Source organism: Streptomyces sp. NPDC002130, assembly GCF_040296465.1.
In the GTDB taxonomy this organism is placed as follows: domain Bacteria; phylum Actinomycetota; class Actinomycetes; order Streptomycetales; family Streptomycetaceae; genus Streptomyces.
This window is the reverse complement of the sequence record NZ_JBEOXI010000871.1, coordinates 1-1384: the sequence shown is the minus strand read 5'-3', so window position 1 is coordinate 1384 and position 1384 is coordinate 1. Positions and strand designations below refer to the sequence as shown.

Annotated in this window: 2 protein-coding genes and 1 pseudogene; 2 read left to right on the top strand and 1 reads right to left on the bottom strand. The window is 62.1% G+C overall.

What is annotated here, in order from left to right; translation table 11 throughout:
- Positions 1 to 348 (top strand): annotated as a pseudogene (locus ABT116_RS46500) (DNA glycosylase); the annotation flags it as partial.
- Here the strand turns inward: ABT116_RS46500 and ABT116_RS46495 are convergent.
- Positions 335 to 904 carry a TetR/AcrR family transcriptional regulator gene (locus tag ABT116_RS46495; RefSeq protein WP_054781863.1) on the bottom strand — a complete coding sequence of 190 codons (570 nt, stop codon included), beginning with the start codon at positions 902 to 904 and terminating at the stop codon, positions 335 to 337. The pseudogene ABT116_RS46500 and the gene ABT116_RS46495 overlap by 14 nt on opposite strands.
- A gap of 87 nt (positions 905 to 991) precedes the next feature.
- On the opposite strand from ABT116_RS46495, the gene ABT116_RS46490 reads away from it, so the two are divergent.
- Positions 992 to 1384 (top strand): oxygenase MpaB family protein (locus ABT116_RS46490; RefSeq protein WP_351647281.1); only part of this gene is annotated, 393 nt, incomplete at its 3' end.

The window sequence follows — 1384 nt, the reverse complement described above, 5'->3', positions numbered from 1 at the left end:
GGAATCGCGCTCCTGGATCAGCGGGTGATGGCCGGACTGGGCAACGTGTACCGAAACGAGATCTGCTTCCTACGAGGCATTCACCCGAAAACGCCGACACATCTCGCGGGGAATCTCGACGCGATAGTCGACCTGTCTTTTCGCACCATCAACGTCAACAAGTCGCGTCGCATCCGGGTCACCACCGGCGACACCCGCCCCGGTAGGCAGACCTGGGTGTACGGCAGACGCGGAAAACCCTGCCGCCGTTGCGGAACTCGCATCACCGAAGACACCCTCGGACCGGATCAGCTCACCGAGCGAAATATCTTCTTCTGCCCGGCCTGCCAGCCCTTCACGCCTGGTTAGCGTTGATCAGCAGCCTGACGCAGTGGCGAACAAATCGTTCGCGGTCCACGACGATCGTGCCGTCCAGATAACCGATGAACAGTGTGAACAACGCCCCGACCAGTCCGACGGCCACCAGTTGCTTGTCCACGGGATCAGCGATCTCGGACAACTGGTCGTACACGAGGTCCACGAACGCCGGCATCGATTCGATACCGCGTCCGCTCAGGACGGGTTCCGAGAGCGGAGCGATCAGGAGCACTCTCCCCATCGCCGGATCGTCGACCATGAGCTTGACGAAAGCGTCGACCGCAGCGGTGGCGACGGCCTCGGATGTGGTCTCCGACTCCACTGCCGACGCCAGCGCCGACTGCGCGCGCTCGGCGACAAACGTGTGGACCGCGACAACGTACTGATCGCGATCGGTGAAGCTTTCGTAGAAGTACCGCTCGGTCAAACCGGCGGCCTTGCAGACCGCACGCACGTTGACGGCCGGACCGTCGACCGCACCGAGCAGTGTCACTCCGACGTCGAACAACGTCGCCTTTCGAGTGGCCCTGCGTTCTTCGATGCTCACAACTTCCCCACTTCGCCGACACCTGATCTTCAATGCACCCGGTATTCGATCCTTGACTACCGCTGTTGTCGATCCTAATCTGACAACATGCGTAGTCAACTTGACGACAGCAGCACCCCGGTTCCCCTCGGTCCGGATTCCCTGACCTGGAAGTATTTCGGCGACTGGCGCGGGATGCTGCAAGGCGTCTGGGCCGGTTCGATGCAGAACATGCACCCCGGGCTCGGCGCCGGAGTCGAGGAGCATTCACAGTTCTTCGACGAGCGGTGGGAACGGCTGTACCGCTCGCTGTATCCCATTGCAGGCGTGGTGTTCGACGGCGATCGCGCGCAGCAGACAGCCGAAGAAGTCCGCGGCTATCACACACGAATCAAGGGCGTCGACAATGCTGCGGCTCACCCTGGTCACCCTCAGCCGCTCGCTGTTCGCCTACGACATCAAGCCCGCCTCCCACGTGCTGAAGCGGATCGTGGACGACGT